This window comes from Ruegeria sp. N7 (assembly GCF_056531345.1).
This window is the reverse complement of record NZ_JBQFLR010000004.1, coordinates 56,261-78,595: the sequence shown is the minus strand read 5'-3', so window position 1 is coordinate 78,595 and position 22,335 is coordinate 56,261. Positions and strand designations below refer to the sequence as shown.

General features: G+C 59.9%; 20 protein-coding genes. 6 read left to right on the top strand and 14 right to left on the bottom strand.

Annotation, left to right across the window (positions count from 1 at the left end; translation table 11 throughout):
* Nucleotides 1–117 precede the first annotated feature (117 nt).
* Both ACR0ES_RS07770 and ACR0ES_RS07765 read left to right on the top strand, forming a co-directional pair.
* On the top strand, nt 118–696 hold the full coding sequence (locus ACR0ES_RS07770; RefSeq protein WP_480557776.1) for a nitroreductase family protein: 579 nt from the start codon (nt 118–120) through the stop codon (nt 694–696).
* Nucleotides 693–1,391, top strand: coding sequence for an EI24 domain-containing protein (locus ACR0ES_RS07765; RefSeq protein ID WP_480870078.1), 699 nt, complete (start codon nt 693–695; stop codon nt 1,389–1,391). The genes ACR0ES_RS07770 and ACR0ES_RS07765 overlap by 4 nt, the downstream gene beginning before the upstream one ends.
* 6 nt (nt 1,392–1,397) lie before the next feature.
* Here ACR0ES_RS07765 and ACR0ES_RS07760 read toward each other — a convergent pair whose 3' ends face one another.
* Nucleotides 1,398–1,670, bottom strand: coding sequence for a DUF1467 family protein (locus ACR0ES_RS07760; RefSeq protein ID WP_267364249.1), 273 nt, complete (start codon nt 1,668–1,670; stop codon nt 1,398–1,400).
* 24 nt (nt 1,671–1,694) lie between these two features.
* Nucleotides 1,695–2,099: a methylmalonyl-CoA epimerase gene (gene mce, locus ACR0ES_RS07755; RefSeq protein WP_267364251.1), complete on the bottom strand. Its 405-nt coding sequence runs from the start codon at nt 2,097–2,099 to the stop codon at nt 1,695–1,697.
* Between the two features lie 136 nt (nt 2,100–2,235).
* Here mce and ACR0ES_RS07750 point away from each other — a divergent pair, with 136 nt between their 5' ends.
* Nucleotides 2,236–2,955: a response regulator gene (locus tag ACR0ES_RS07750; protein WP_480505952.1), complete on the top strand. Its 720-nt coding sequence runs from the start codon at nt 2,236–2,238 to the stop codon at nt 2,953–2,955.
* Nucleotides 2,956–3,135: 180 nt separating this feature from the next.
* Here ACR0ES_RS07750 and aspS read toward each other — a convergent pair whose 3' ends face one another.
* The 4 genes from aspS to ACR0ES_RS07730 all read right to left on the bottom strand — a co-directional run bounded on the left by aspS (nt 3,136) and on the right by ACR0ES_RS07730 (nt 7,388).
* A complete protein-coding gene (gene aspS / locus ACR0ES_RS07745) occupies nt 3,136–4,911 on the bottom strand; it encodes an aspartate--tRNA ligase (RefSeq protein WP_480773758.1) in 1,776 nt (591 codons plus the stop codon).
* Between the two features lie 79 nt (nt 4,912–4,990).
* Complete coding sequence (locus ACR0ES_RS07740; RefSeq protein WP_480539300.1) at nt 4,991–5,662, bottom strand: CPBP family intramembrane glutamic endopeptidase; 672 nt, start codon at nt 5,660–5,662, stop codon at nt 4,991–4,993.
* Nucleotides 5,659–6,306: an aminotransferase class IV family protein gene (locus ACR0ES_RS07735; protein WP_480870077.1), complete on the bottom strand. Its 648-nt coding sequence runs from the start codon at nt 6,304–6,306 to the stop codon at nt 5,659–5,661. The genes ACR0ES_RS07740 and ACR0ES_RS07735 overlap by 4 nt, the downstream gene beginning before the upstream one ends.
* Entirely contained in the window at nt 6,261–7,388 is a 1,128-nt protein-coding gene (locus tag ACR0ES_RS07730) for an aminodeoxychorismate synthase component I (protein ID WP_480565363.1), read from the bottom strand. Before ACR0ES_RS07730 ends, ACR0ES_RS07735 begins: the two co-directional genes overlap by 46 nt.
* A gap of 178 nt (nt 7,389–7,566) precedes the next feature.
* On the opposite strand from ACR0ES_RS07730, the gene carB reads away from it, so the two are divergent.
* Complete coding sequence (gene carB, locus ACR0ES_RS07725) at nt 7,567–10,920, top strand: carbamoyl-phosphate synthase large subunit (RefSeq protein WP_480870076.1); 3,354 nt, start codon at nt 7,567–7,569, stop codon at nt 10,918–10,920.
* A gap of 65 nt (nt 10,921–10,985) precedes the next feature.
* On the opposite strand, the gene ACR0ES_RS07720 is transcribed toward carB, so the two are convergent.
* From ACR0ES_RS07720 to ACR0ES_RS07710, 3 genes are read right to left on the bottom strand one after another with little or no spacing between them, the layout of a single operon-like run.
* Nucleotides 10,986–14,033, bottom strand: a complete 3,048-nt coding sequence (locus ACR0ES_RS07720) for an efflux RND transporter permease subunit (RefSeq protein WP_480870074.1) — start codon at nt 14,031–14,033, stop codon at nt 10,986–10,988.
* An 11-nt stretch (nt 14,034–14,044) separates the two neighbouring features.
* The gene (locus ACR0ES_RS07715; protein WP_480870072.1) at nt 14,045–15,082 is read right to left on the bottom strand and encodes an efflux RND transporter periplasmic adaptor subunit; all 1,038 of its coding nucleotides are present in this window, start codon (nt 15,080–15,082) and stop codon (nt 14,045–14,047) included.
* Nucleotides 15,079–15,546, bottom strand: a complete 468-nt coding sequence (locus ACR0ES_RS07710) for a MarR family winged helix-turn-helix transcriptional regulator (protein WP_480482228.1) — start codon at nt 15,544–15,546, stop codon at nt 15,079–15,081. The genes ACR0ES_RS07715 and ACR0ES_RS07710 overlap by 4 nt, the downstream gene beginning before the upstream one ends.
* Before the next feature lie 159 nt (nt 15,547–15,705).
* On the opposite strand from ACR0ES_RS07710, the gene ACR0ES_RS07705 reads away from it, so the two are divergent.
* On the top strand, nt 15,706–16,830 hold the full coding sequence (locus ACR0ES_RS07705; protein WP_209598022.1) for a beta-ketoacyl-ACP synthase III: 1,125 nt from the start codon (nt 15,706–15,708) through the stop codon (nt 16,828–16,830).
* A gap of 26 nt (nt 16,831–16,856) precedes the next feature.
* On the opposite strand, the gene ACR0ES_RS07700 is transcribed toward ACR0ES_RS07705, so the two are convergent.
* Entirely contained in the window at nt 16,857–18,659 is a 1,803-nt protein-coding gene (locus ACR0ES_RS07700) for a hypothetical protein (RefSeq protein ID WP_480870070.1), read from the bottom strand.
* A 159-nt stretch (nt 18,660–18,818) separates the two neighbouring features.
* A complete protein-coding gene (locus ACR0ES_RS07695; protein ID WP_480475505.1) occupies nt 18,819–19,280 on the bottom strand; it encodes a hypothetical protein in 462 nt (153 codons plus the stop codon).
* 355 nt (nt 19,281–19,635) lie between these two features.
* On the opposite strand from ACR0ES_RS07695, the gene ACR0ES_RS07690 reads away from it, so the two are divergent.
* Nucleotides 19,636–20,214 carry a thymidine kinase gene (locus ACR0ES_RS07690; RefSeq protein ID WP_480475503.1) on the top strand — a complete coding sequence of 193 codons (579 nt, stop codon included), beginning with the start codon at nt 19,636–19,638 and terminating at the stop codon, nt 20,212–20,214.
* Here the strand turns inward: ACR0ES_RS07690 and ACR0ES_RS07685 are convergent.
* From ACR0ES_RS07685 to proC, 3 genes are read right to left on the bottom strand one after another with little or no spacing between them, the layout of a single operon-like run.
* Nucleotides 20,211–21,161, bottom strand: coding sequence for a 2-hydroxyacid dehydrogenase (locus ACR0ES_RS07685; RefSeq protein ID WP_480870068.1), 951 nt, complete (start codon nt 21,159–21,161; stop codon nt 20,211–20,213). The two genes, ACR0ES_RS07690 and ACR0ES_RS07685, sit on opposite strands and share 4 nt — an antisense overlap.
* Nucleotides 21,161–21,499, bottom strand: a complete 339-nt coding sequence (locus tag ACR0ES_RS07680) for a tRNA-binding protein (protein WP_209504763.1) — start codon at nt 21,497–21,499, stop codon at nt 21,161–21,163. Before ACR0ES_RS07680 ends, ACR0ES_RS07685 begins: the two co-directional genes overlap by 1 nt.
* Nucleotides 21,492–22,307 (bottom strand): pyrroline-5-carboxylate reductase, encoded by an 816-nt coding sequence (gene proC, locus ACR0ES_RS07675; protein WP_480870066.1) that lies wholly within the window; start codon nt 22,305–22,307, stop codon nt 21,492–21,494. Before proC ends, ACR0ES_RS07680 begins: the two co-directional genes overlap by 8 nt.
* Between the last annotated feature and the right edge of the window lie 28 nt (nt 22,308–22,335).

Sequence of the window (22,335 nt, the reverse complement as noted above, 5' to 3'; positions counted from 1 at the left end):
ATAGTCTTGCATGATGGGCGGTGGAATGAAATTGATCCACGCGATCCGTCGCCGCGCCCTTGAAACCCTCGGCATGCCGACCAAGATACAGAGACGTGATGTAAAGGAAGTTAACATATGTCCATGAAAAACCCCGCTGCTCTGGAGTTTTTGCAGTCGCGCCGGTCCCGACCCGCCAAGACACTGGTTGCCCCGGCTCCGACACGGGACGAATTGCGCCCCCTGCTGACCGCAGCCGCACGCAGCCCCGATCACGGAAAACTGGAACCCTGGCGATTTATCGTTCTGGAACAGGGGGCCATGGCACGGTTGGCAACCTTGACCGAGGCCTGCGGGCAACGGCTGAACAAAAGTCCGGAAGATATTTCAAAAGCGCGCAGCCAGTTCGACATGGGGCATCTGGCCGTAGCCGTGATCGAAGTACAAAAACCGTCCGAGAAAATACCCGCGATCGAACAAACCTATTCTGCGGGCGCGGTCTGTCTGGCCCTGCTGAATGTCGCGCTGGCCGCAGGCTGGGGCGCAAACTGGCTATCGGGTTGGCAAACCCATGACCACGACTTCTGCGTCGACGCCTTTGGGCTTGCCGACAACGAACGTGTCGCCGGGCTGATACATATCGCCACCGAGGGAACAGCGCCACCCGAACGCCCGCGGCCCGATGTGGCAGCCTTGACGGAATGGATCACAGAATGATCATCCTGAACGCCTTTTTCAGCGCGCTCGGCCAGATCGGAGACCCCAAATTCCGCGCCGTTCTGCTGCGCGGTGTAGGTTTGACCATCCTGTTGCTGGGTCTCGCCTGTGCGGGTGCGATCAGGTTGATCAACTTGTTGTCAGGCAGTGAAATCTCGCTGCCATTTGTCGGAGCTGTCCCGTGGCTGAACGACGTTCTGAACTATTCAGGTATCGTTCTCGTCCTGATCCTGCCTGTTTTCCTGATGGTGCCGGTGGCGTCAGCCATCACATCGATCTTTCTGGACGAAGTGGCACAGGCCGTCGAGGACAAGCACTTTCCAGCCTTACCACCTGCACGACGCATCCCGGTGTCAGAAGCCCTGTTGGACGGCCTCAGCTTTCTTGGCGTGCTGATTGTCGCAAACCTGCTGGCGCTGATCCTCTATGCGATCTTCACCCCGTTTGCGCCCTTCATCTTCTGGGCCATGAACGGGTTCCTGTTGGGGCGGGAATACTTCACGCTGGCTGCAATGCGCCGGATCGGACGGGATGGCGCACGCCAATTGCGAGCCAGGCATTCGACCACGATCTGGGTCGCTGGAACCCTGATGGCCATTCCGCTGTCGATACCGCTGTTGAATCTGGTGATCCCGATCCTTGGCGCGGCGACATTCACCCATATTTTTCATGCTGTGTCAGGCCAAAAGGTCTGACACAGATTAGCGCGGCTCCAGTTGGTTCAGCCAGTCGAAGTCCCGCACTGAAATCACACCGGAAATGATGATGCCGGCAATGATAGCCCACAAAACCACAGCAATGGCGGTGGTGATCCACATCTTTGCCTTCAGATGATGGACTTCCGGCGCACCCGCATGGGTGCCCGGAACGATATCGTTCAGGTCACCCTGAGTTTTGATGCGAATGGGCAAAACCACTAGCAACGTCATGAACCAGATGACGGCAAACAGCACCAATGCAGCAGTAATGGTCACTTCAGCCCCTCCGGATTTTGCGGATCATACCTGTTCCAGCTCGACAAGGCAGCCGTTGAAGTCCTTGGGATGCAGGAACAGCACCGGCTTGCCATGCGCGCCGATCTTGGGCTCCCCCGACCCCAGAACACGGGCACCGGTCGCTTTCAAATGATCACGGGCGGCGATGATGTCTTCGACCTCATAGCATACGTGATGAATACCGCCTGCCGGGTTCTTTTCCAGAAACCCGTTGATAGGGCTGTCGTCGCCCAGCGGGTACAAAAGTTCGATCTTGGTGTTGGGCAGTTCGATGAACACAACCGTGACGCCATGATCCGGTTCGTCCTGCGGCGCGCCAACCTTAGCGCCCAGCGCATTGCGGTACTGTTCGGATGCCGTCTCAAGGTCGGGTACGGCGATGGCAACGTGGTTCAGACGTCCAATCATGTCTCACTCCTGATGTCCTGCGTTGCGTGGGTTATGGGGGCTGCTCTGCGAAAGAACAAGTGCGCCAAATCGCGCGTTAACGTCGTGTTAGCCAGAAGTTCCTAGCGTGAAGCATCTGCTGGATAGGAGAGCTGCCATGGACGATTCGGGCCTCATTGCCACCACCGCCGCCACGCCCACCGCAACGCGGCCCTTGCTGGGACAGACAATTCTGGTTGTTGAAGACAGCCGATATGCCTGCGATGCGATCCGCCTGATGTGCCTGCATAGCGGTGCACGTATCCGACGCGCTGACTGCCTGAAATCGGCACGGCGACACCTGCAGATCTATCGCCCGTCGGTCATTCTGGTCGATATGGGCCTGCCTGACGGATCCGGAGCTGACCTGATCGCCGAACTGGCCGACGCTTCACCACGGATCAGCGTAATCATGGGCCTGTCGGGCGATGACGCCACCGAAGGTCTGGCCCACGCAGCCGGGGCGGATGGTTTCCTGTCCAAGCCGATAAAATCATTGTCTTATTTTCAGAAGTCCATTCTGGAGCGCCTACCCGAAGATCGACGCCCAAGCGGGCTCCACTCGGTTCGAGATGAAGTCATCCGACCCGACCCGATGGCTTATCAGGACGACATGGCGCATATCGCCGATGTCCTTACCGGGCCCAACGATCATCGCACATGGGATTACGCCGCCCAGTTCCTGCAAGGGGTCGCACGGGAAGCCGATGACAGGCCCTTGGCAGAAGCCGCCCGAAAGCTGGCGCTGTCACGGGCGAACGGAGCACCGATCACCGCGCAGGCAGCGCAGGTCGCCGGCATGGTGCAGAACCGCCTGGAACAAAGAAAGGCGATTTGACGTGATTGCAGCCTACTTCATCACCGCGACGCTTCTGTGCATCTGGGCCTATCGCCAAACACGGCAGACTGCGCGCTCTATTCGTGTCAACCGGGGCGATCTGAACAACCCGCTGGACTGACCCGCGAATACGCACCGGCACCAAAATGAACCCGCCCGCTTGATGCGGGCGGCTGGTGTTTAGTCCTGCGGGATGAGGCGCAAGCCCAGTTCCATCAGCTGATCTGATGTCGGGTCCGACGGCGCATGCATCATCAGGTCTTCGGCCCGCTGGTTCATCGGGAACATCATGACCTCGCGGATATTGGCCTCATCCGCCAGCAACATCACGATCCGGTCGATCCCAGCAGCGCATCCACCGTGTGGCGGCGCACCGTAGTGGAAGGCATTGAACAGGGCCCCAAAGCGGGATTTCACTTCGTCCTCGCCATAGCCCGCCAGTTCAAAGGCTTTCAACATGATCTCCGGCTTGTGGTTCCGGATCGCGCCCGAGACCAGCTCATATCCATTGCACGCCAGATCATACTGGTATCCACGTACGTCCAGCGGATTGCCCTGCAGCGCTTCCATGCCGCCTTGCGGCATCGAAAACGGGTTGTGCTCAAAGTCGATCGCGCCGGTTTCTTCGTCTTGCTCATAGATCGGGAAATCAACGATCCAGGCAAAGGCAAAGCGGTCTTTCTCGGTCAGACCAAGCTCTTCCCCGATCACGTCGCGCGCCTTGCCTGCAACCTTTTCAAAGGCTTTCGGCTTGCCGCCCAGGAAAAACGCCGCATCGCCGACACCCAGACCCAATTGCTGACGGATAGCCTCGGTCCGCTCGGGGCCGATGTTCTTGGCCAGCGGGCCTGCGGCTTCCATCCCTTCGCCCTGATCGCGCCAGAAGATGTAGCCCATACCGGGCAGACCCTCTTTCTGGGCAAAGGCGTTCATGCGGTCACAGAACTTGCGGCTGCCACCGGTTGGCGCGGGGATAGCGCGAATTTCGGTGCCTTCCTGTTCGAGCAGCTTTGCAAAAATCGCAAAACCAGACCCGCGGAAGTGGTCGGAAACCACCTGCATCTTAATTGGGTTCCGCAGGTCGGGCTTGTCCGTGCCGTACCACAGAGCCGAATCCTTGTAGGAAATCTGCGGCCAGTCCTGATCGACCTTGCGACCGCCACCGAACTCTTCGAACACACCGGTCAGAACGGGCTGGATCGTGTCGAACACGTCCTGCTGCTCGACAAAGGACATCTCGAGGTCAAGCTGGTAGAAATCGGTGGGTGAGCGGTCGGCGCGCGGGTCTTCGTCGCGGAAGCAGGGCGCAATCTGGAAATACTTGTCGAAACCCGACACCATAATCAGCTGCTTGAACTGCTGCGGGGCTTGCGGCAACGCGTAGAACTTACCCGGATGCAGGCGCGACGGCACAAGGAAGTCACGCGCGCCTTCGGGTGAGGACGCGGTGATGATCGGCGTCTGGTACTCGCGGAACCCCTGATCCCACATACGCTTGCGCATGGAGGCCACCACGTCCGAGCGCAAGGTCATGTTGCGCTGCATCGCCTCGCGTCGCAGGTCGAGGTAACGATAGCGCAGGCGGGTTTCCTCGGGGTATTCCTGATCGCCGAACACCATTAGCGGCAATTCCTCGGCGGCCCCCAGAACTTCCAGTTCGCGCACGTAAACCTCGATCTCACCGGTGGGCAGTTTCGGGTTCACCAGTTCGGCGGCACGCGCCTTGACGGTTCCGTCGATGCGGATGCACCATTCGGAACGCACCTTTTCAAGCGCAGCAAAAGCGGCGCTGTCGCCGTCACACAGGATCTGGGTTACGCCGAAATGGTCGCGCAGGTCGATGAACAGGACGCCCCCATGATCTCGGACCCGATGCACCCAACCGGACAGGCGAACGGTTTCACCGACATTAGCGGCGGTCAGTGCGGCGCAGGTGTGGCTGCGATAGGCGTGCATGGATCATATCCCTTCGGGCGCAGAATTCGTCGCGCCGATACACCCTGTCAGGCCCGGAAAGTCAAGGCGGGTCGCCCTGTCAAAACGGCCTTTGCACGTTGCCTGAGTAGAAATAGACACCCAGCCCGACCGCAAAGATGATATTGCCCGCAATCGCGTGCAGCAGCACCGCGTAGAAGAACGAACCGCGCTGCCTGTAGGCCCATGTAAACAGCAGCCCGCCCGCAAATGTCATGAGGGCGACAGTCCAGCTCCAATACATCAGATGCGCGAACGAGAAGATGGCAGCATTCAGCACATAAGCCGCACGCCCCTCTGGCAGGATCGCGTGATAACGCCGGAAGAACAGTGGGCGGAACAACAGTTCCTGAGGCAGTGCAGACAAAACAGGATAACCGATCCAGATAAGCGCCAGCATCTCAGGGCGGTGTATCAGCAGAAGAAATGCGGCGTCGGGGCGTGTCACCTGAATCAGCCCGACGCAAAACACGGACATGAAAGCGGTAAACAGCACAACTTCGCGAAGCGACCAGTTGGCCCAATCATAGCGCAACTCGGCCCATTGAAAGCCCGGTGTCCAATGCAGCAGCATGATCCCCAGCCCGGTCAGGGCAAACAGAGCCGGAAACATCCAGTTCGGTGGAAACAAAACCGCGATGATCAGCGGCAGGACAACATAGAACAGGCCGAACTCGACCCTTAACCGCGGCAATGCAACCGGCGGTCCGACCATCGCGCTGTCTTTGGTCACGTGTCTATCAGCTCCACCCGGATCAGCCCGCGCAATGAATTGCCCATGTAGGCAGTTTGTGCATTTTTCAGGTCGCTCAAGGTCAGCACGGCCTCAGACACCGTTCCTTTATCCAGTAATTCTTCGCGCAATATGCCAGGCAACAGACCGCTGGACAGCGCAGGTGTCAGAATACGACCGTCCTGTTTTTCGACGAAAAGGTTGCTGATGGTGCCCTCACACAGCTCATCAAGCTCATTCAGGAATAACACCTCGTCTATGCCATCCGTCAGCGCGGCGCGAGTATTGTCATAAAGGGCGCGGCGGCTTGTCTTGTGACGCAGCCAAAGATCATTGGAAGCCAGTCGCTGATCAGACAGGGCGATGCGCCAGACCGGAGGGTTGCTGGCCAGAACCCCGATGGTCAATTCGAATGCACCCGATGCGTCCAGTGTAAGGCGGCACCGCAAGGGGGTGTCGCCCAACGCGCCATCCAGCGCGGCGGTCGCTGAATCCGGGTTGAAGGGAAGGCCAAAGGCCGCAGCGGTTCGGGCCATGCGCGCAAGGTGACGGTCTTTTCGGAGAAAGCCCTGACCTGGCCGAAACGCCAGCGTTTCGATCAGGCGGAAATCAGGCTCAGCTGGCGGGCGAAGCGGGCTTTCCATAGCGCCTCCTCATATTCTGCCGGGGCGGTGCTGTCCCAGACAAGGCCCCCGCCCACGTTCAGGGTGGCCTGATCGTCTTCCAGCATCAGCGTACGGATGGCCACGTTGAACTCGGACCGCCCATCAGGCGCGGCCCAGCCGATGGTGCCACAATAGATGTCGCGCGGCCAGGGTTCCAGCCCGGCCAGAATTTCCATGGCGCGAATTTTGGGGGCGCCCGTGATCGAGCCGCAGGGAAACAACGCCGTCAGTATATCGCTGAGCCCTGCGCATTTGAGCAACTGGGCACGGACAAGTGAAACCATCTGATGCACTGTCGCATAGGTTTCCACCTTGAACAGTTCAGGGACATGAACGGAACCGGGCAATGCGACACGGCTGATATCGTTGCGCAGAAGATCGACGATCATCAGGTTTTCCGCCCGGTTCTTTTCGTCCGTGGTCAGAAACGCCCGGCGCCGCATATCCTCGTCCGGGTCTTCGCTGCGCGGCTGGGTACCCTTCATCGGTCGTGTCTCGATCTTTCCATCCGCGTCTGTGCGGAAGAACAACTCTGGCGAGCGGCTGAGCAAATCCGGTAACCCGACCTGCTGCACCAGCGCGCCATGCCCAACGGGCTGCCCCGCTGCCAGTGCCGCATAAAGGGTTTCACTGCTGCCCGAGACGGTCAGGTCAATCGGAAAGGTCAGGTTCGCCTGATAGATGTCACCGGCACCGATGGCATCATGCACCACTTGAAAGGCTTCGCCATAGCGCGCCTCGTCCCAGCGCGGCTGAAACGCGCGCACCTCGCCTGCGGGCGTCGGTAAAGAAACCCGATCCGGCGCGCCGTAAACTCCAAAGCACAGCAAGGGCAGCCGACGCGATTCCGGCAAAAGTTTGATCAGCCGGGGTTCAAGCACATATCCCAGTTCATAACTGGCATAGCCAGCCAGCCAGGCGCCGCGCGCGCGCGCCTCATCCAGCGCCGCCAGAGCCTGGGGCACGTCCTCCGCCGTATCCGCGCGGATAATCCGAGACGGGCGCTGAAACCGGGTTCCGCGACCGGCTGGTCCCTGATCAAAACGAATACGCAACTGCATCCTCTTTTGCCGTGAAGGGCGATATAGAGAATACTCTGGCAGGGGAAAGGGGGGAAAGCGGCAATTTCGCTTCTGTTTCCGATACCCCTTGAACCTTTCTGCGTGGTCCCTATAACGCACGACAATTTGGGCGCTTGGGCGGCGCCCGCGACTCGTGCAAAATCGAAGGGGCCAGACCATGCCGAAGAGAACCGACATCAAGTCGATCATGATCATCGGGGCGGGTCCCATTGTTATCGGTCAGGCCTGCGAGTTCGACTATTCCGGCGCTCAAGCCTGCAAGGCCCTGCGCGAAGAAGGTTACCGGGTTATTCTGGTCAACTCGAACCCGGCGACAATCATGACTGACCCCGGACTTGCCGATGCCACCTATATCGAGCCGATCACGCCCGAGGTCGTCGCCAAGATCATCGAAAAGGAACGCCCTGACGCCCTGCTGCCCACAATGGGCGGGCAAACCGGTCTGAACACCTCGCTCGCGCTGGAAGAGATGGGGGTGTTGGACAAGTTCGGTGTCGAGATGATCGGTGCCAAACGCGACGCCATCGAGATGGCCGAGGATCGCAAATTGTTCCGCGAGGCGATGGATCGGCTGGGGTTGGAAAACCCCAAAGCCACCATCGTGACCGCCCCCAAGAAGGCCGACGGCTCTGCCGATCTGGAAGCAGGTGTGCAGATCGCTCTGGATGAGTTGGAGGAAATCGGCCTGCCCGCCATCATCCGCCCGGCCTTTACCTTGGGCGGCACAGGCGGCGGCGTGGCCTATAACCGCGAGGATTATATCCATTTCTGCCGCTCGGGCATGGATGCCTCGCCTGTCAACCAGATCCTTGTCGATGAAAGCCTGCTGGGCTGGAAAGAATACGAGATGGAAGTGGTGCGCGACACTGCCGACAACGCCATCATCGTCTGTTCCATCGAAAACGTCGATCCAATGGGCGTGCACACGGGTGACTCGATCACGGTGGCCCCTGCCCTGACGCTGACCGACAAGGAATACCAGATCATGCGCAACGGCTCGATTGCCGTGCTGCGCGAGATCGGGGTGGAAACCGGCGGCTCGAACGTGCAATGGGCGATCAACCCCGATGATGGCCGAATGGTTGTGATCGAAATGAACCCGCGCGTGTCGCGTTCATCGGCGCTGGCCTCCAAGGCGACGGGTTTCCCGATTGCCAAGATCGCCGCGAAACTGGCCGTGGGCTACACGCTGGACGAGCTGGACAATGACATCACCAAGGTCACGCCTGCGTCGTTCGAACCTACCATCGACTATGTCGTCACCAAGATCCCGAAATTCGCGTTTGAAAAATTCCCCGGCTCTGAACCCTACCTGACCACTGCAATGAAGTCGGTGGGTGAGGCGATGTCCATCGGGCGCACCATCCACGAATCCATGCAGAAGGCGCTGGCATCGATGGAATCCGGCTTGACCGGGTTTGATGAGATCGAAGTTCCGGGGTTGAGCATCGGCCTGTGGGATGAGGTCGAAAGCAGCGATGACAAGGCGCATGTCATCAAGGCGATCAGCAAGCAGACCCCCGACCGCCTGCGCACCATCGCCCAAGCCATGCGTCATGGCCTGAGCGACGACGAAATCTTTGGCGTCACCAAGTTTGACCCCTGGTTCCTGGCCCGCATTCGCGAGATCATCGAAGCCGAACGCATCGTGCGCAAGGACGGTCTGCCAGTGACCGAAGAAGGCATCCGCAAGCTCAAGATGCTGGGCTTTACCGATGCGCGTCTGGGCAACCTGTCAGGCCGCAGCGAAGATAACGTGCGCCGCGCCCGCCACAATCTGGGCGTCACCGCGGTCTTCAAACGCATCGATACCTGCGCCGCCGAGTTCGAAGCGCAGACACCCTATATGTACTCGACTTACGAAGCCCCGATGATGGGAGATGTCGAATGCGAGGCACGCCCAAGCGACCGCAAGAAGGTCGTTATTCTTGGTGGTGGCCCGAACCGGATCGGTCAGGGGATCGAGTTCGATTATTGCTGCTGCCACGCCTGTTATGCGCTGACCGAGGCCGGGTACGAGACCATCATGGTCAATTGCAATCCCGAGACGGTTTCGACCGACTACGACACCTCGGACCGTTTGTATTTTGAACCGCTGACCTTTGAACACGTCATGGAAATCCTGACGAAGGAACAGGAAAACGGCACGCTGCACGGCGTGATCGTTCAGTTCGGTGGTCAAACACCGTTGAAGCTGGCCAACGCGCTTGAGGCCGAGGGTATTCCGATTCTGGGTACCACACCGGACGCAATTGACCTGGCCGAAGACCGTGAACGGTTCCAGGCGCTGGTCAATGAACTGGGCCTGAAACAGCCCAGAAACGGTATTGCCTCGACCGATGAAAAGGCGCTGGAGATTGCCGAAGAGATCGGTTTCCCGCTGGTCATTCGCCCCTCTTACGTTCTGGGCGGTCGTGCGATGGAAATCGTGCGCGATATGGATCAGCTGCGACGCTATATCAACGAGGCCGTTGTGGTCTCGGGCGACAGCCCCGTACTGCTGGACAGCTATCTGGCGGGCGCGGTCGAGCTGGACGTAGATGCGCTGTGTGACGGCACCGACGTTCACGTGGCGGGCATCATGCAGCACATCGAAGAAGCGGGCGTTCACTCGGGCGATTCCGCCTGTTCGCTGCCGCCCTATTCGCTGTCGAAAGAGATCATCGGGCAGATCAAGGAACAGGCATTCAAACTGGCCAAGGCGCTGAATGTCGTTGGCCTGATGAATGTGCAATTCGCGATCAAGGATGATGAGATCTATCTGATCGAAGTGAACCCGCGCGCCTCGCGCACCGTGCCGTTTGTTGCCAAGGCCACCGACAGTGCGATTGCGTCGATTGCGGCGCGTATCATGGCGGGCGAGAAGTTGGCCGATTTCCCGATGCGCCCGCCCTATCAGGAAGGCAAGGACACCAAGATCGCGGACCAGATGACGCTGGCCGATCCGGATATGCCGTGGTTCTCGGTGAAAGAGGCCGTCATGCCCTTCGCCCGTTTCCCCGGCGTCGACACCATCCTTGGCCCGGAAATGCGCTCGACAGGCGAGGTGATGGGCTGGGACCGTGACTTCCCACGCGCGTTCCTCAAGGCGCAGATGGGCGCGGGCATGGTGCTGCCGTCTTCAGGCCGTGCGTTCATTTCGATCAAGGATGCCGACAAGGGCAAAGCCATGCTGGAAGCGGCGCAGGTTCTGGTTGATCAGGGCTTCACGCTTGTGGCCACGCGCGGCACCCAAAGCTGGCTGGACGAACAGGGTGTTGCCTGTGACGTGGTGAACAAGGTGTACGAAGGCCGCCCGGATGTTGTGGACATGCTGAAAGACGGTCAGGTGCAGCTGGTGATGAACACCACCGAAGGTGCGCAGGCGGTTGAGGACAGCAAGGCCATCCGCTCGATCGCGCTGTATGACAAGATCCCGTATTTCACCACCGCTGCAGGGGCCAATGCCGCAGCACTGGCGATCAAGGCACAAGCTGAGGGCGACGTCGAGGTGAAATCGCTACAGGGGTAAAGACCCCTGAACCAAACGGAAAAGCCCCAGAGGAAACTCTGGGGCTTTTCTTTATTTCCAATGCCTTACGCAGGCGTTTCCATCGTTTTCTTTCGTTCGTCACGGGCGAAGAACAGCAGGTAAAACACCGGTGCCGCGACCATTGTCAGCACGGTGGCAAATGCCAGACCGCCCATGATCGTCACTGCCATCGAGACGAAGAACGCATCCGTCAGCAGCGGCGCCATGCCCAGAATGGTCGTGACAGCCGCCAGCATGACGGGCCGCAAACGCGACACGGATGCTTCGATGATTGACTCGCGCAGGGGCTTTCCTGTGGCGCGGACCAGATCGATTTCCTCAACCAGAACAATGCCGTTCTTGATCAGCATACCCGACAGGCTGAGCAGGCCCAGAAGTGCCGTAAAGGTGAAGGGCAACCCTGTTCCCAACAGGCCGATCACCACGCCGTTCACGGACATCGGCACCAGCAGCCAGATGATGATCGGCTGGCGGATCGCGTTGAACAATAGGACCGAGATCAACACCATGATCAGCAGGCTCAGCGGCAATTGTCTGCCCAGGCTTGCCTGCGCTTTGCGCGAGTTTTCGAACTCTCCACCCCATTCCATCTTGTAGCCGGGTGGCAGGTCGATGGCCTCGATGGCGTCGCGCACTTCGGCGTGGACCTGTGCCGCTGTCAGGTCGGGCGGGATGTCGGCGCCGACGGTGATGGTCAGAACCCGATCACGACGGTGAACCAGCGTATTGAGCGTTTTGTACTCGAATCCATCCACCATTTGTTCAATTGGTACAAACTTTTCCGACTGGTCCGAGTACACGACCTGATCGACGATCGAGTAATCTCCGTCCGCGGGTCGGCGCAGGATGATCGGGATCAGGCGGTCGCGCTCGCGGAACACACCACCCGTAATGCCGTCGGTCGAGAATTGCAGGGTGGCGGCGATGTCTTCGCGTGTGACACCGGCTGTCTGCGCCCGTTCGGTGGCATAGATCGGTTGCAGCGCCAGTTCCTGTTCGCGCCAATCGTGATGAACCAACAGCGCGTTCGGGGATGCGGCTGCCATGCGCTGCACTGCCTCATCAGCAAGCTGGCGCAGCACGACCGGATCGCTGCCCGAGAACCGGGCCTGAATCGGATCGCCGCCACCGGGGCCAAAGACCAGGCGCTTAGTGCCGAACTCACCTTCGGGGAATTGGACGGACCCAAACGCCTCAAGGTCCGCTTGCAGCGCCGGGATGTCGTCCAGGCTTGCTGTGCGGATGACCATATGCCCATAGCTGGGGTTCGGCTTTTCGGCTGAATACGTCAGCATGAAACGAGTAGCCCCCTGGCCGACAAAGGTCGTGACCGAGACGACGTCGTCGCGGGCTGCCAACCACTCTTCGAACACCGCCATGTCTTCGGCGGTTCGTGCAATCGGTGTGCCCTGCGGCAGTTTGTAGTGCACAAAGAACAAAGGCGTGTTGGAGTTGGGGAAGAACTGCTGTTTCATCAGCCCAAACCCGGCATAACACACCACGGTTACGCCGACGAGACCAGCAACAACCAGCCAGCGGAAGCGCAGCGCAAAGCGCAGAATCGCACCATAGATGCGGAACAGGAGGCCGCCGTATGCGTCGATCTCGCCTGCTTTGCCCTGTTTGAAGAAGTAATGCCCCAATAGCGGCGTGACGGTGATCGCCAAAACCCAGCTGAGCAACAGTGAAATGCCGATCACGGCGAACAGAGAGAACAGGAATTCTCCGGTTGCGTCAGGGCTGAGGCCAATGCCCGCAAAGGCCATGATGCCAATCACGGTCGCACCCAGCAGCGGGATCTGGGTTTTTGACGCCACATCCTCGGCCGCATCGCGCGAGGACTGGCCGCGCAGCATGGATATCTGCATCCCTTCGGCCACGACGATGGCGTTGTCCACCAGCATCCCCATGGCGATGATCAGGGCACCCAATGAGATTCGTTCCATCTCGATTGAGAAGAGCGACATGAACAGAAGCGTGCCGACCACGGTCAGCAGCAGGGTCGAGCCGACGACAATGGCCGCGCGCCAGCCCATGAAGATGCCCAGCACGGCGACCACGATGGCCACCGACATGGCAAGGTTCACGAGAAAGTCGTTCGAGGCCTGTTCGACCACCACATGTTGCTGATAGATCGGCAGGATTTCGACACCGAAGGGAATGCTTGTGTTCAGCTCCGCAAACTTTGCATCAGCACGTTTGCCGACCTCGACAATGTTTTCCGTGGCCAGACCCGCGATGCCCAAGGTGAAGGCCTCGGTCCCGTTGTAGCGGATAATGATGTCGGGGTCGTTCTGACGGGCGCGATAGACATCGGACATGTCAAAGAGGTTGATCACCTGCCCTTGCGAACCGACAGACAGGCCCGCAATGGCCGACACGCTGTCCGACCCTTCGGCCGTCAGAATGGTGGTGCGGTCGTTATCAGAGCGCAAGGACCCTGAGGAATTGACCGAATCCGCATTGGCGATGGCCTGGTTGATCGCTTGCAGCGGGACATTCTGGTTCACGGAAATCGCCAGATCGGGTTCGACAAAGATCGCCTCGTCCGGCAGGCCCTGAACCTCGACATCCGCAACCCCGTCCACGGTCAGCAGTTCCCGCCGCAGGAAGGTTGCCAGTTCGTGCTTTTCGGCGTCCGAGAACCCTTGGGCGGTCACCGCATAGAACAGGCCGAACACGTCGCCGAACCCGTCATTCACAAACGGTTGGCCGACGCCCGATGGCAGGCCGCGCGCGGCGTCGCGCACCTTGGCCCTGAGCCGGGTCCAGATGGCAGGCAGTTCGGTGCCGTCATATGTCGACTTGATCTCGACCTCGATCAGGGACCGTCCGGGTTGATTGACCGAGGTGATGACATCCACCTCGCCCATCTGCTGTATAGCGGATTCCAGCGGTTCCGATACTTCCAGCGCCACCTGTTCGGCAGTGGCACCGGGGTATTGCGTGGCGATGACCGCGTTTTTGATTGTAAAGGCCGGGTCTTCCAGACGGCCAAGCGATGTGAACCCCCAGATGCCCCCAACAAGGGCAATGAGGATGACCAGCCATGTGTAAAGCGGCCGATCGATTGAGGCGCGGGCGATGTTCATCTGTCAGCCCCTCAATTCGCGAAACCGGCGAACCGACGCACCGTCTGACCATCCGTCAGCACAGCGCCCCCGGCCACAACGACCTCATCCCCGTCAGACAGGCCCGTCAGCACCCGGACATCGCCGGTTTGCGTGGGCTCGATGGTCACCGGGACGCGGCGCACGGTGCCCTCATCCGCCCCGACCGGGGAAAACACCATGACGTTCAGCGCGCCGTTTGCGTCGGCGATCACAGCGGTTGCTGGCACGATGATGCCAATGCGGTTGTCCTGCACCTGAACATTGACGGTAACGGACGAGCCGGGAAGGATCAGCAACCCCTCGGGCGGGGTCAGGCCGAACTGGATGCGGAAGGTTTGACCGACGCTGGAGGTTTCCGCGTCGAATTCTCGGATTTCCAGCGGGAAGACTTCGTCACTGGCAGGGAATTTGGCGGTGATCGTTCTTTGATCAGTCTGGCCAGAGCGTTGAAACAGGATCTCGGGCACGTCGACCACGATGCGCAATTCGGACATGTCGTGGATGCGAACGATGGGCGTGCCCGCCGAGACGGTCGTAAACGCCTCGACCGAGCGGCTGGAGACCAGCGCGTCAAAGGGCGCGGTCAGCGTGGCGTGTTCCAGTTCATATTCCGCGTCGCGCAGGGCGATTGCGGCCAGCTGCGCCTCGGTCTCGGCATCGTCTACGGCCACCTGGCTGGCGGTTGTACCGCGCAGGCGCGACAGGCGTGCGACAGTGCGGTCGGCCTGTTCCTTTTGCAGCCGCGCCCGATCAAGGCGCAGCTCGAACGGTTCCTGATCCAGACGGGCAATCAGGCCATCCTTGGGAATCACGAAGCCTTCGTTGATGGGCATCTCGACAATCTGGCCCGCAACCTGAAAGGCAAGATCAACGGTCTGGCGCGCGGCGACGCGGCCAAAGAACTGCCGCGTGAAACCGGGCGCGGTTTCGCGCACCTGCATGAGTTTCACCGGTTTCGGGGTCTCTTGAGCGGCAATCGGGGTTGCCAGAATGGCCAGTACAAGGCCCAGAGAGGTCAGGAGTTTCATTTCTTCAATCCCTCGGGAATTCCCGTTTTCAATACGTTGTCGCGGATTTTGCGCGCCAGTCGCGCGAATTCGGCAGTTTCTTGTTCGTTGAGGCCCGAGGCCCGGTGAAACAGGTCTCCGGCGGCGGCGACCAGCATGTTGCGGGCCTCTTCGCCCTGCTTTGTCAGCACCAGCAACCAGGCGCGGCGGTCTTCGGGGTCACGCCGACGCGTCAGATAGCCCGCTTTTTCAAGGGCATCAGCTGTGGCGGTGATCGTTGATGGTACGCTTAACATATCGGCGGCCAGAACGCCCATGCGCTTGGGCTGATCCAGCTTGATCAGCATGTGGCATTCCGGGTGGCTCAGGTCTGTTTCGATACAGTCGAAGGTCTCTTCCAGTTTCCAGTACAGGGCATAGACGCCCATGATCGCCTGAATCTCGGGGCTGAGGCGGCCCAGTCTGGCACTGATATCGTCTGGCATTGGGGGTCTCCGCGCGGGTTACGGGGCGATATACTTCAATTTATGAACTATTCAAGATATGAAACTGCACCCCGGAACGAATTCCCTTGGGTCAACATATCTTGATCAAATCACGCCATGACTGCATTTTGGGCGAATCCGAAACATTCAGGACCCGCCATGTATACCCCCGCCATCACCGGTACCGGTGTCTTCACGCCGGAGAACGTCATCACCAACGCCGAGCTTGTCGAAGCGTTCAACGCTTATGCCGACAAGCAGAACGCGAAGAATGCCGAGGCCATCGCAGCCGGGCAGATGGAGGCGATGCAGCATTCCTCGGAAGAGTTCATCGTCAAGGCGTCGGGCATTCATAACCGGTACGTGATGGACAAGGCCGGGGTACTGAACCCGGACGTGATGCACCCGACGCTGCGCCAACGCAGCGATGACGAGCCCGGGATCATGACCGAGATGGCAGTGGATGCCTGCAGGAAGGCGCTGGCGCAGGCGGGGCGCACGGCGGCGGATGTCGATCTGGTGATCTGTGCGGCCTCGAACCACGAGCGCGCCTATCCGGCGATTGCAATCGAGATTCAGCAGGAACTGGGCATCGACGGGTTTGGCTTTGACATGAATGTCGCCTGTTCTTCGGCCACGTTCGGCATTCAGGCGGCGGCGGATATGGTGCGGTCCGGGTCGGTGCGCGCGGCGTTGGTGGTGAACCCTGAAATCTGCTCGGGCCATCTGGAATGGCGCGACCGGGATTGTCACTTTATCTTTGGCGATGTGGCGACGGCAACGTTGATCGAGCGGATCGAAGACGCCAAAGGCCCGCATTTCGAAATCCTGTCGACCCGCTGTGCCACCGCCTTTTCAAACAATATCCGCAACAATAACGGGTTCCTGCGCCGGTCGCGCCCCGATGGCGTGATTGACCGCCGCGACATGCAGTTCATGCAGAATGGCCGGAAGGTGTTCAAGGAAGTGTTGCCGATGGTCAGCAAGCATATCAGCGACCATATGGAGGCCGAAGGGGTCAGCAATACCGACCTCAAACGCCTGTGGCTGCATCAGGCCAACAAGACGATGAACGACTTCATCGGCAAGAAGGTTCTGGGCCGCGAACCCGAGGCGGGCGAGCAACCCAATATCCTTCAGGATTATGCGAACACCTCATCCGCAGGGTCGATCATTGCGTTTTCGAAATACTCTGACGATCTGCAAGAGGGCGATCTGGGCCTGATCTGTTCTTTTGGGGCCGGGTATTCGGTTGGATCGGTGATCGTGAAGCGTCACGCCTGATCGACATTCCGCAAAGCGCTTACGGCCTAGAGATCGGCCGCCAACTGAAAAACCTGAAACGCGGCCCCTTCCCCACCATCAATCCGGCTGAGATAGGCGGGGGTTTCACCCTTTGCCAACTGGGATTGCAGCCCGCGCCCCTGAGATGCCCAATCCCAGAATTCGGCACGGGGCGCAGCGGTGCAGAGCAGCACATAGCTTACACCCAGCGCAGCAAGACGCGGACCGGCCTGAGGCGCGTCCATACGCAAAACCGCGATCTGCGCCTGAATTCCGGCCCGGTTGCGGTGATAATTCCCCGCCAGAACCGAATGATCGGTATAGCGCAGCACCTCTGCCGCATAATCGAAATCGACCAGAACCATTCCGGCTGGCAGGTTTTTCAGGGCCGCGTAGGCCTCGGGCGCTTTGCAGGGGGCGCCGATGTTTTGCGAATCCTGCACAACCTCGGCGACGGGTGCCGCAAGGGAGGGGCGCGCAAACCGTTCCAACTGTTTTTCCACGCTGCTACCAATCTTTGGCGAGACGCAGACGATAAAGCCTATCATAGCCAAGCCGGAGAGCGTGCGGCCATGGGTTCTGTAACTGACGTAAAGGGCCCGCAGCATCTGAGCCTGAACAGCCACAAGGGACACGCCCAGAAACGTCATCATCCGGGACTGGTACAGAAACATGGAAAACCCGGTCACAATCAGCGCCAGAAACAGGAAGTAATCCATTTTGTCTTGCGACTGGCGGGCAAAGAACAAGGCTGCCACCGCCGTGATGACGGACATGGCGATCAGGGCCGCAGCCTCGCCCAGGTGTCGTTCCAGCACGACGGTGATATTCTGTGCTTCGGCAACCTGGCTGAGCCAGAAGTCGCGCATGTCCTGAGGCAGGTCCGCAATCGGGTTTTCAAGGCAGTAGGGCGCAAATGCGTAAGCGCAGCCGAGTGTTACAGCGCCTGTCGCAAGACACGCGCCGATGCGCCCCCAATAGGACCAGCCCGACCCGACCCAGGCTGCTGCACACAGGCACAGGGCCGCGATCCCGGCCGGCAGGGCCACACTGATCGTCAGGGCATCGCAGCTTGGGAACAGAAAGCCCTGACGCCCCGTTGTTGCAACGCTGGCCAACAACAGGGTCAGCGCCAGCCCGGTTCCAAACACCATGGTGCGGCGGCGGGCGGCTGTGCCGGTCACGATCCAGTCAATCGTGAAGAACACCGCGATAATCGCGACCTGCACGATCGATTCGGTTCCGATTGACACCGAAAGGGCCAGACAGACACCCAGCCATCCCGCAGCAGAGGGTTTGGCCTTGCGCAGGACAAAGAACATGAGGGCCGCTGCAAACAGCAGAATCTGAACATTGTGGTGGTCAAACGAGAAATAGTCGAACTTCCGATAATGTTCGAGCGTCAGCGCACCGACCACCAGTGCCGAAATCGCGCCATTTCGCCCGCCCAACGCTGCGCCGGTGACAGCAAAGGCCCACAGGGTCAGCCCCGCCAGAAGCACCGGCCACACAAACGCGGTCACTTGCAAGGCGGTGTCGGGCGGCACGACCATCGCGGACAGCGCGTAGATCCCGGCAATCGGTGCATCGACAAGCCGGGACCAGTGCATCAGCGTGCCGTCACCGGGGCCCAGCCGATGCTGATAGGCGTCAAACCAGCCCTGTCCCGCCAGCAGGTCCTGTACCATGACCCAGCGCATCGCGTCATCAGGGCCTTCCTGATAAGCGCCAAACAGCACCGTGGCCAGAAAGAGCGCATAGACAAACAGGAACGACCGCCAAACCATACGGTCTGCGAGAATGCTGTAATTTCCCTGCATTTTCTGCATGGTTTACTGCCCTTGACGATCTTGCCTGCGCCACAGCTTATCTGAAAGACGTGACTGAATTGAGGCGCAGAGTCCGGTTGATGATCATGCCACAAAGCGCACGACATCTGCGGCGATCCGGGCAGGCGGTTTTTGGCCGATAGCTGGCCGCCACCAAGCCTAGCTGACGCTTTCTTCTTCCAGGTGCAGTTTCATTTCTATCAGGACCTGCTGAAGCAAACTGGTTTCTTTCAGCAGCCTTTTGGCTTCGTTCACCGTGATGATGCCATCTTCGATAGCGGACTGATATTCAGTCATCAACATTGCAAACCGCTGGCTGAGCGCGATGACATCCGAATTCACCCCGCCTGTGCGAGGATCCTCGGTGTTGCGTTCGCTGTAGGACAAGGTGATGTTTTTCAGATCCGCCAGCGCGGATGTCACATGCGGATAAGTTGCTGCGTTTTCAAGCCGAGCCACCGCATCCACGGGCATGAACCTGTCCGCGTGTTCGGCATTGTCCGAATAATACCGGCCCAGGGTCGCCTTGGATTTTCCGGTGATTTCACAAGCAGCTTCTATTCCGACATCTTTGACCAGCGCTTCTGTGTGTTTCTTCAGATAGGCCCCGATATCTGCCATTGATTTACCTTTATTACCTGCAAACGCCCGCCCGGTGTCCAAACCGGGGAAAGCGTCGGGAAATTTCCCATACCTGAGTCATAATTGAAATGTCATACATTGACTATCCCTCAGATAAGCGGGGGATTTTGTGAGTGAGTGGCGGCAGTTCAAGCCGGTAAAGAGTGATTGCGGGGCGGTATTGTTGGGCCTTGCTTTGTTTTGGCCACATGTTGGCCGACGGCGTCGCTGTTGCAGACGCGGGGGTTCCATCCCCTACGAGCCCAGCTCGGCCTCTGCACACGCAATGGCGACGTCGCTTCTTACATCCCTTTGCTCTCTTGTTCCTTTTGGCCGGGCGTTTTAGACCCACGCCATGGCAAAGCTGTATTTCAACTATTCCACCATGAACGCGGGCAAGTCGACCGTGTTGCTACAGGCGTCGCACAACTATCGCGAGCGCGGGATGCAGACCTATCTGATGACCGCCGCCCTTGACGGGCGGGCGGGTGCGGGGCGGATTGCATCGCGCATCGGCATATCGGAGCAGGCTGACACGTTCACACCCGAAGATGATGTCTTCGCCATGATCCGGTCCCGGCTGGACAAAGGTTCCGTGGCCTGCGTTTTCATTGATGAGGCGCAGTTCCTGTCCGAGGCGCAGGTCTGGCAACTGGCCCGTGCGGTGGACGATCTGGATGTGCCGGTGCTGGCCTATGGGCTGCGCGTGGATTTTCAGGGCAAGCTGTTCCCCGGTTCTGCCGCCCTGCTGGCCCTTGCCGACGAAATGCGCGAGGTGCGCACGATCTGTGAATGCGGCCGCAAGGCCACGATGGTGATTCGTCGCGACGAGACCGGCAAGGCCATCACTGAAGGGGCGCAGGTACAGATCGGCGGGAACGAGACCTATGTCTCGCTCTGCCGCAAACACTGGCGCGAGGCGGTGGGCGACTAGACCAGGTTGGGCAGCGCCCTGCCCGCGACAAAGGCCGCCACGTTATCCAGCGCCATGTGCCCCATGCTGCTGCGCACCTCTTCGGTGGCGGTGCCCAAGTGGGGCAGCAGGGTGACGTTTTCCATTTCGCACAGGGATTGCGGCACTTTGGGTTCGAATTCGTAGACGTCAAGCCCCGCCCCCGCGATCTGACCGGTTTGCAGCGCCGTGATCAGCGCGACCTCGTCCACCACCTCGCCACGGGCGATGTTGACCAGAATAGCCGAGGGGTTCATCGCCTCAAGAATCTGCGCATTGATCAGGTGGCGGGTTTCCGCACCGCCGGGAACCGCAAGCACAAGGAAATCGACCGAAGCGGCGAGTGTTTCAAGGTCAGGTGTGAATTCCGCCGGGAAATCCAGTTGCTTGGCGCTGCGGGACTGATAGGCCACCTGCATGGCAAACCCGAAATGACAGCGGCGCGCGATGGCCTGTCCGATGCGGCCCATGCCGACAATGCCCACGCGCTTGCCGGTCACATGATAGCCCAGCATCTGCGTCGGGTGCCAGCCCTGCCACTGCCCCGACCGCACCAGCCGCTCCCCCTCACCGGCGCGCCGGGCTGTGGTCAGCAGCAGGGTCATGGCGATATCGGCTGTGGCATCGGTGACCGCGCCGGGCGTGTTGGTTACGTCAATCCCGGCCGCGCGTGCGGCATCCACGTCGATATGGTTGAAGCCAACACCGAAATTGGCCAGCAGCTTGCAGCGCGGCTGACCGACCTCGGCAAAGATCCGAGCCGAGAACTGATCGCCCAATGTCGGCACAACAACGTCGTATCCGGCCAGAGCGGCCAGCATCTCCTGCCGCGCCATGGGCAGGGTGTTTTCCCGGATGGTTACATCGAAATCGGCGCGGGCGCGCGATTCGACTGCCGGTGTCATCGGACGCGTGATAAGCAGTTTCATCAGTGCATCCGCCCGCCGGTTGGTACCTTGCCGTCGGGGCCGATCAAAACGATCTCGCCGTTGTCATCGGGCAGACCCAGCACCAGAACCTCGGACATGAACTTGCCGATCTGGCGCGGAGGGAAGTTGACGACAGCCATGACCTGTTTGCCGACCAGAGTGGCCGGATCGTAATGCGCGGTGATCTGGGCCGAGGTCTTGCGCTCGCCAATCTCGTCCCCAAAGTCGATCCACATCTTGATCGCGGGTTTGCGGGCCTCGGGATAGGGTTCGGCGCGGATCACCTCGCCCACGCGAATATCGACCTTGAGAAAGTCGTCGAACGAAATTTCACTCACGCGAGAGCTCCTTGGATCGGTTGGTTGCGGCCTTGACGGCACGGTGCAGCAGGTCGGGAAAGCCGGTTTCCTGATGCATCAGCACCTCAAGCGCGGCCTGTGTGGTACCGTTCGGAGAGGTCACGTTGATACGCAGCTGCGCCGGGTCTTCGTCGGACGCCATGGCCAGCGCCCCGGCACCGGCCACTGTGGACTTGGCCAGTTTCATCGCAAGCTCGGCAGGCAGGCCATGCGCCGCGCCCGCAGCAGCCAGGGTTTCGATCAGATGGAACACATAGGCCGGGCCGGACCCGCTGAGCCCGGTGACGGCGTCCATCTGTGCCTCATCCTCAAGGCGAACAGTCTGGCCCACTGCCGCCAGCAGGTTTTCGGCCTGCTCCATGTCGGTCTCGGAGGTGTGTGCGTTGCCGATCAGTGCCGTGATGCCCTGACGGATGGCGGCGGGCGTGTTGGGCATGGCGCGAATGATCGGGGTGTCACGGCCCAGAACGGATTCGAAGGTGGCAATCGAGGTGCCAGCCGCAACCGAAATAAACAGGCTGGACCCGCCGCCCAGCGCCTGAATGGCAGGCAGGGCTTCGCCCATCATCTGCGGTTTGACCGCAACCAGCACCACGGCGGGGGATTCGGGCAACGGTGCGTTGATATTGACGCCCCGCGCCTTCAGCCAATCTGACGGAAAGGGATCGATGACCCAAACGGAAGCTGGCGGAAGGCCGTGTTCCAGCCATCCCGCCAGCATTGCGGACCCCATCTTTCCGCACCCCAGAAGCACAAGCCCCTGTTCGGCCACGCGCGTCATGTCCATTTGCCCCTCCCGCTTTACATATCGGTTC